Source organism: Mycobacterium interjectum (genome assembly GCF_900078675.2).
GTDB lineage: Bacteria > Actinomycetota > Actinomycetes > Mycobacteriales > Mycobacteriaceae > Mycobacterium > Mycobacterium interjectum.
Genome location: NZ_LT546237.1, coordinates 1,977,110 through 1,984,139 on the forward strand (window position 1 = coordinate 1,977,110; position 7,030 = coordinate 1,984,139).

The 7,030-nt window shown below is 69.2% G+C and carries 9 protein-coding genes; 7 read left to right on the forward strand and 2 right to left on the reverse strand.

The features are described 5' to 3' along the window. Window positions 1–10: 10 nt before the first annotated feature. Window positions 11–1,030 carry a class I SAM-dependent methyltransferase gene (locus tag BN4348_RS43835; protein WP_066913584.1) on the reverse strand — a complete coding sequence of 340 codons (1,020 nt, stop codon included), beginning with the start codon at window positions 1,028–1,030 and terminating at the stop codon, window positions 11–13. A gap of 84 nt (window positions 1,031–1,114) precedes the next feature. On the opposite strand from BN4348_RS43835, the gene BN4348_RS43840 reads away from it, so the two are divergent. Both BN4348_RS43840 and BN4348_RS43845 read left to right on the forward strand, forming a co-directional pair. Then, a complete protein-coding gene (locus tag BN4348_RS43840; RefSeq protein WP_066913562.1) occupies window positions 1,115–2,200 on the forward strand; it encodes an S-(hydroxymethyl)mycothiol dehydrogenase in 1,086 nt (361 codons plus the stop codon). Next, window positions 2,200–2,823, forward strand: a complete 624-nt coding sequence (locus BN4348_RS43845; protein WP_066913564.1) for an MBL fold metallo-hydrolase — start codon at window positions 2,200–2,202, stop codon at window positions 2,821–2,823. Before BN4348_RS43840 ends, BN4348_RS43845 begins: the two co-directional genes overlap by 1 nt. Window positions 2,824–2,944: 121 nt before the next feature. On the opposite strand, the gene BN4348_RS43850 is transcribed toward BN4348_RS43845, so the two are convergent. Continuing rightward, window positions 2,945–3,667: an SHOCT domain-containing protein gene (locus BN4348_RS43850; protein ID WP_066913566.1), complete on the reverse strand. Its 723-nt coding sequence runs from the start codon at window positions 3,665–3,667 to the stop codon at window positions 2,945–2,947. Window positions 3,668–3,765: 98 nt separating this feature from the next. Here BN4348_RS43850 and BN4348_RS43855 point away from each other — a divergent pair, with 98 nt between their 5' ends. The 5 genes from BN4348_RS43855 (at window position 3,766) to BN4348_RS62835 (ending at window position 7,027) form a co-directional block, all read left to right on the forward strand. Beyond that, complete coding sequence (locus tag BN4348_RS43855) at window positions 3,766–4,722, forward strand: SDR family oxidoreductase (RefSeq protein ID WP_066913568.1); 957 nt, start codon at window positions 3,766–3,768, stop codon at window positions 4,720–4,722. Between the two features lie 13 nt (window positions 4,723–4,735). Further along, window positions 4,736–5,842, forward strand: a complete 1,107-nt coding sequence (locus tag BN4348_RS43860; protein WP_066913570.1) for a class I SAM-dependent methyltransferase — start codon at window positions 4,736–4,738, stop codon at window positions 5,840–5,842. Window positions 5,843–5,917: 75 nt separating this feature from the next. Beyond that, window positions 5,918–6,292: a hypothetical protein gene (locus BN4348_RS43865; RefSeq protein ID WP_066913572.1), complete on the forward strand. Its 375-nt coding sequence runs from the start codon at window positions 5,918–5,920 to the stop codon at window positions 6,290–6,292. 321 nt (window positions 6,293–6,613) lie between these two features. Then, on the forward strand, window positions 6,614–6,775 hold the full coding sequence (locus tag BN4348_RS62830) for a hypothetical protein (protein ID WP_160040464.1): 162 nt from the start codon (window positions 6,614–6,616) through the stop codon (window positions 6,773–6,775). A gap of 51 nt (window positions 6,776–6,826) precedes the next feature. Next, window positions 6,827–7,027, forward strand: a complete 201-nt coding sequence (locus tag BN4348_RS62835) for a hypothetical protein (RefSeq protein ID WP_066913576.1) — start codon at window positions 6,827–6,829, stop codon at window positions 7,025–7,027. The last annotated feature ends 3 nt before the right edge of the window (window positions 7,028–7,030 follow it).

Sequence of the window (7,030 nt, forward strand, 5' to 3'; positions counted from 1 at the left end):
TGGCCGGGCGTCACTTCCGGGCGATGTAGTAGTTGTTGATCGGGTCCGAGTCGATCTCGGCCACCCGGATGTCGCCGAACCCGGCGTCGCCGAGCATCGAGGTGGCCAGCTGCGTGCCCCACGCGGTGCCCAGCCCGGCGCCGTCCAGCGCCAGCGACACCGTCATGCAGTGCATCAGCGAGACGGTGTAGAGGTAGGTGCTCATCGGGATCCCGACGTTCTCCTCCAGCCGGCTCGACGCCTTGATGTCGGCCATCAGCAAGACCCCGCCCGGCCGCAGCGCGCGGTAGATGTTCTCCAGCACCCGCGCCGGATGCGCCTGATCGTGGATGGCGTCGAACACGGTGATGACGTCGTAGGCCTCGCGCTTGTCCAGGTGTGCCAGGTTGTGGCCCTCGAAGGTGGCGTTCGTCAATCCGAGGCTCGCGGCCTCGGCGACGCCGGCCGCGACGGCCTCGTCGGAGAAGTCGATGCCGGTGAACCGGCTCGCCGGAAACGCCTGGGCCATCACGTTGATGGCGTGGCCGCTGCCGCAGCCGAAGTCGGCGACGTCGGCGCCGGCACGCAGCCGTTCGGGCAGGCCGTCGACCAAGGGCAGCACGACGTCGACGAGCGCGATGTCGAACACCGCGGCGCTCTGCTCGGCCATCAGCGTGTGGAAGCGCGGGAATTCGCTGTAGGGCAGCCCGCCGCCCTCCCGGAAGCAACCGACGATTTTCTGCTCGACCTCGCCGAGCTGCGGAAGGAACAGGGCCACCAGGGCCAGGTTGTCCGGGCCCGCCGCACGGGTGAGCACGCCGGCCCGGTGCGCGGGCAACGAGTAGGTGCCGGCGTTGGCGTCGTAGTCGATGACGTGCCCGGCGGTCATGCCTGCCAGCCACTCCCGCACGTAGCGTTCGTTGAGCCCGGCGGCCTCGGCGATCTGCGCGCTGGTGGCCGGCGGCAGCCCGGCCATGGTGTCGAGCAGGCCGGTCTGATGCCCGATGCTCAGCAGGATCGTGAGGCTCGCGCCGTCGATGGCCGCGACCATCCGCCCGGCGAAATCTTCGGTGGTTTCCGAGGTGGTTTCAGGTGCCGTCACGCTCTGCAGACGCTACACCGTAGGTTGGAGCGCATGAGTCAGACAGTGCGCGGAGTGATTTCACGCAAGAAGGGCGAACCCGTCGAGCTGGTGGACATCGTCGTCCCGGACCCCGGGCCCGGCGAGGCGCTGGTCGACATCATCGCCTGCGGCGTGTGCCACACCGACCTGACCTACCGCGAGGGCGGCATCAACGACGAGTACCCGTTTTTGCTCGGCCACGAGGCGGCCGGCACCGTCGAGGCGGTCGGGCCGGGCGTGACGAACGTCGAGCCGGGCGACTTCGTGATCCTGAACTGGCGCGCGGTGTGCGGTCAGTGCCGGGCCTGCAAGCGCGGCCGGCCGCAATACTGCTTCAGCAGCTTCAACGCCGCGCAGAAGATGACGCTGACCGACGGCACCGAGCTCACCCCCGCGCTGGGCATCGGGGCGTTCGCCGACAAGACGCTGGTGCACGCCGGGCAATGCACCAAGGTCGACCGCCAGGCCGACCCGGCGGTCGCGGGCCTGCTGGGCTGCGGCGTGATGGCCGGGCTGGGCGCCGCGATCAACACCGGGGCCATCACCCGCGACGACACCGTCGCCGTGATCGGCTGCGGCGGCGTGGGCGACGCCGCGATCGCCGGCGCCGCGCTGGTCGGCGCCCGGCAGATCATCGCCGTGGATACCGACAACACCAAACTGGACTGGGCCCGCAAGTTCGGCGCCACACACACGGTCAACGCCCGCGAATTCGACGTCGTCAAGACCATCCAGGACCTCACCGAGGGCTTCGGCGTCGACGTGGCGATCGACGCGGTGGGCCGGCCCGAAACGTGGAAGCAGGCGTTCTACGCCCGAGACCTCGCCGGAACCGTTGTGCTGGTGGGGGTTCCGACGCCCGACATGCAGCTGGAGATGCCGCTGCTGGACTTCTTCAGCCACGGCGGGTCGCTGAAGTCGTCGTGGTACGGCGACTGCCTGCCCGAGCGCGACTTCCCCACCCTGATCGACCTGTACCTGCAGGGCCGGCTGCCGCTGGACAAGTTCGTCTCCGAGCGCATCGGCCTCGGCGGCGTCGAGGAGGCCTTCCACAAGATGCACGGCGGCAAGGTGCTGCGTTCGGTGGTGATCCTGTAATGGTGACGATCGATCGGGTGGTCACGCACGGCACCTTCGAATTAGACGGCGGCAGTTGGGAAGTCGACAACAACATCTGGCTCATCGGCGACAATTCGAACGTCGTGGTTTTCGACGCCGCCCATGACGCGGCGCCGATCGTCGACGCGGTGGGCGGCCGCCACGTGGTGGCGGTGGTGTGCACGCACGGGCACAACGACCACGTCACGGTGGCCCCCGAACTGGGTAAGACGCTCGACGCACCGGTACTGCTGCACCCGGCCGACGAGGTGCTGTGGCGAATGACCCACCCGGACGAGGACTTTCGCAGCTTTTCCGACGGTGCGAGGCTGAGCGTCGGCGGCACCGAGCTGACGGCGCTGCACACCCCGGGCCACTCCCCCGGATCGGTGTGCTGGTACGTGCACGACCTGGGCGTCGTGTTCAGCGGCGACACCCTGTTCGCCGGCGGCCCCGGCGCGACGGGGCGCTCCTACTCCGACTTCCCGACGATCCTGCACTCCATCTCCGAGCGGCTGGGCACGCTGCCCGGCGACACCATCGTGCACACCGGTCACGGCGACAGCACCATGATCGGCGACGAGATCGTCCACTACGAGGAGTGGGTGGCCCGCGGCCACTGAGGCGCCACTCCGCCGCCACTTACGCCACCACTTACGCCACCACTCTGCCGCGAGCGTGCGCAAAATGCCGGCCGCACCGGCGTGTCGCCGTACCAACACGCACGCTCGCGAGCCAAAAGAGCTAGTGCCCCTCGAGGATCCGGCGCTTCTCGGCCTCGAATTCCTCGTCGGTCAGCGCCCCGGAATCCCGCAGCGCCGCCAGGGTTTTGAGCCGCTCGAGGCGCACCCCCTCGCCGCTGGGCTCCACGGGCCCGGCCGGCGCTGCGACGGGCGGCGGGTAATACGGGTTGGCCGCCACCACTGCGCGGCGCCGGGTGCGGCCCAACCACAGCCCGGACAGAATCGAATCGACCAGCCCCACCACGAAAAGCCCGACGAACAACCACACCAAAAAGCCGTAGGAACTCTTGTGGCCGAAGGCCAGCCGCGGGTTGATGTACCCGTTGACCTGGCCGTCGGTGGTGATGTTGTAGTTGCCGCTGACGGGGATCTGGGCCACCCACACCCGCACGTGCGCGTCGTTGTTGACGGTCGTTGTGCTGCCGATGCTTTCGTTCAACGCGGGTTGCGCCGCGCCTTCGGGTGGCGCGATCGTCACACCCAGCGGCGGCACCGGCAGCCCGCCGTTGGGGCTGCCGACGACGACGGTGTGCAGGCTGACGGTGACCTCGCCGGCGGGCAGGTAGACGCTGCCCGTTCCCGGGATCGGCACCTCGCCGTAGGCGTTGTACTTGTCCAGGAAGAACGCGTTGAGCACCAGGGCGACGATGAACCCGCCCACCGACACGATCATCAGCACCACGGCGACGGCCAGCGAAACCTTGGCGAGCCGCCTGCTGTTCATCCAGGAAGTGTGTCACCGAGGCTCAGGCGATGCCACTGTCGACGGGCCGAGACGAAGTGCACACTGTGACCAGGGCGCATACGAAAGGAGTGCTACGCATGGCCAACGATCTCGTCGCCACGGTTCCCGACCTGTCGGGGAAGCTGGCAATCGTCACCGGGGCCAACAGCGGCCTGGGGTTCGGGCTCGCCCGGCGCCTGTCGGCCGCCGGAGCCGACGTCGTCATGGCGATCCGCAACCGCGCCAAGGGGGAAAGGGCGATCGAGGAAATCCGCGCGACGGTCCCCGACGCGAAGCTGACCATCAAAGCCCTCGACCTGTCGTCGCTGGCGTCCGTCGCCGCGCTGGGCGAACAACTCAACGCCGAGGGCCGCCCGATCGACATCCTGATCAACAACGCCGGCGTCATGACGCCGCCGGAACGCGACACCACCGCCGACGGTTTCGAATTGCAGTTCGGCAGCAACCATCTCGGGCACTTTGCACTGACCGGGCACGTGCTGCCGCTGCTGCGCGCCGCCGGCAAATCCCGCGTCGTCTCGCTGAGCAGCCTCGCGGCCCGCCAGAGCGGCAAGATCCACTTCGACGACCCGCAGTTCGAGAAGTCCTACGCCGCCATGTCGGCCTACGGGCAGTCCAAGCTGGCGGTGTTGATGTTCGCCCTCGAACTCGACCGGCGCAGCCGCGCGGGCCGTTGGGGTATCACGTCCAACGCCGCGCACCCCGGGCTGACCAAGACGAACCTGCAGGTCGCCGGGCCCTCGCACGGCCGCGAGAAGCCGGCGCTGATGGAGCGCCTCTACAAGGCGTCGTGGCGGTTCACGCCGTTTTTGTGGCAGGAGATCGACGAGGGCATCCTGCCCGCGCTGTATGCGGCCGCCGCGCCGCACGCCGAGGGTGGCGCGTTCTACGGTCCCCGCGGGTTCCAGGAGCTGGCCGGCGGCGGCGTCCGGCCGGCCAGGGTGCCCGAGCGCGCGCGCAACGAGGACGACTGCCGTCGGCTGTGGGAGCTGTCCGAGCAGCTCACCGGGGTGAGCTACCCCAAGGCGGACTGACTATCGTTGGTGCATGCGGCCGGAACCTCGTCTGCCCGAATCGAGCATCGTGGTCCGGCCCGAGCCGACGGACAGCGCCAACTACACCCAATCGTCGCGGCTGCAGGCCGCCGGCCTGGCGCAGGCCATCGCGCTGTTCGAGCGGGCCGCGGAACAGGTGCCGCTCCCGGCGGCCCCGCAGCCGATCGTCATCGCCGACTACGGCGCGGCCAACGGGCACAACTCGCTGAAGCCGCTGTCGGCGGCCATCGCGGTGCTGCGCCGGCGCACCCGGCCCGACCACGCAATCCTGGTGGCGCACACCGACGTTCCGGGCAACGACTTCACCGCGCTATTCCAAACCCTGGCCGACGACCCGGACAGCTATTTGCACACGGACACAACGAGTTTCGCCTCGGCGATCGGCCGGTCCTTCTTTGGCCAGATCGTGCCGTCCAAGACCGTCAACCTCGGCTGGACGTCGTGGGCGACCCAGTGGGTGAGCCGGATCCCCTACGAGCTCCACGATCACGTGCACGCCGCCTACAGCAGCGACGACGCGGCCCGCGCCGCCTACACCCACCAGGCCGCCACCGACTGGCACGATTTCGTCGCGTTCCGCGGGCGCGAGCTGGCCCCCGAGGGGCGGCTGGTGGTGCTGACGCTGGGTGTCGACGAGGACGACAAGCCCGGCTTCAAGACGCTGCTCGACGCGATCGTCGCGGCGCTGGGCGATCAGGTGCGCGACGGCCTGCTCAGCGAGGATGAGCTTCGGCGCATGGTCATTCCCACATCCGGCCGCAGCGAGCGGGACTTTCGCGCCCCGTTCTCCCCGAGCGGCCGGTTCGAGGGCCTCACGATCGAGCACCTCGAGACGTTCGACGCCGAGGATCGATTCTGGGCCCGGTACCAAATTGACGGTGACGCAGACGCTTTCGGTGCGCAATGGGCGGCATTCGCCCGGGCCGCACTGTTCCCCGCCCTGGTGCGCGGCCTGAACGGCGTGGCCGACGACCCGCGGGCGGTCGAGTTCGCCGACCGGTTGGAGGCTGCCGTCGCAGGACATTTGTCAAGCGCGCCGGAGCCGATGCGGATTCCGCTCGCCTCGGTGGTGCTGGTCAAGAACCGCCGCTCCGACTGACGAGAGTTTCGACACAGCGGCGCAACGGGTAACCCCCGGGGGTGGTCGGAACTGCGACTCCAAGGGGGTAACTGCATGAGCGTGCAGGACGACAAGCAGCAAGACAAAGAGGCCGGTCAGGAAGAGGACCGGCAGGTGACCGAAAAGCCCGAGCCCGACGAGGGGCACAAGGAGAAGGCCGCCGAGATGATGAAGGCCTACCAGGACCTGCCCACCGTGGTGTTGCCGGGTTCGGGCGGCATGGTTTCCGGCACGGCGGTCAACGACTGGCTCGACGAGGACGGCAACCCGCAATACCAGGTTCCGGACGACGGCGGTTCCGAGGAGCAAGCCAAGGCCGACGAAAGCGGTGACGACAAGGACCGCAAAGAGCAGATCGAGAAGGACAAGGCCCTCAACGAGGAACTGCGGAAAGCTTCGGCCGCGGAGAACAAGGGCGAAAAGGACTGAGCTGAAACCCGATTCAGTGCACCCGCGGGGCGATCTGGCTGATTAGGGTGGGGATCTCCGGGAAGCCGGGGATCGGCGCGTTGAGCCCGGGGATTGGTGGCAGCGGCGGGATCTCGGGGATTCGCAGGATCGGCGGAGTCGCGGGCTGGGCGCGCGCGGGCGATGGCGCAGGCGCGGCCGGGGCGTTCTGAGTCGCCGGCGGGGCGGCAGGGGTGGGCGTATCNGGCATCATCCAGCATCGCCAGCAGGTTGGTCAGCGGCCCGCGGATCGCGTCGTCGAGTTCGTCCCTGGTGAGCCGGACGTCGGACAGGGTGGCGACCGTGTTCGACGAGAGCCGCTCCTTGGCGGCGCGGCACCCGCTGCGCAGCCGGCTCAGCGGGCCGATCGCGGAGGTGCCCGACGCGAACGCGCCCGTGCTCGGCATGTTGGCCACGGCGGCGGTCAACAACGCCTGGTCGATCATGTCACCGCAGAAGTCGTGATGCCGCACCGTCGGGGCGAGGGGTTCGTCGCCCGCCGCGTCCATCAGCGTGATGCTGGTCCCGCTGCCGCCGAAATCGCAGACGGCGACGGTGCCCCGCGCGTTGATGCCCGGATTGGTCCGCACCGCGGCCAGCGCCGCCGCGGCGTCGGGAATCAGCGTCGGCCGCCGAGCGCGATCCGACCATTCGGCCACCCCGGCCAGCGCGGCGCCCAGGGCGCCCACCGACCGGGCGGACCAGTGCGCGGGGTAGCTC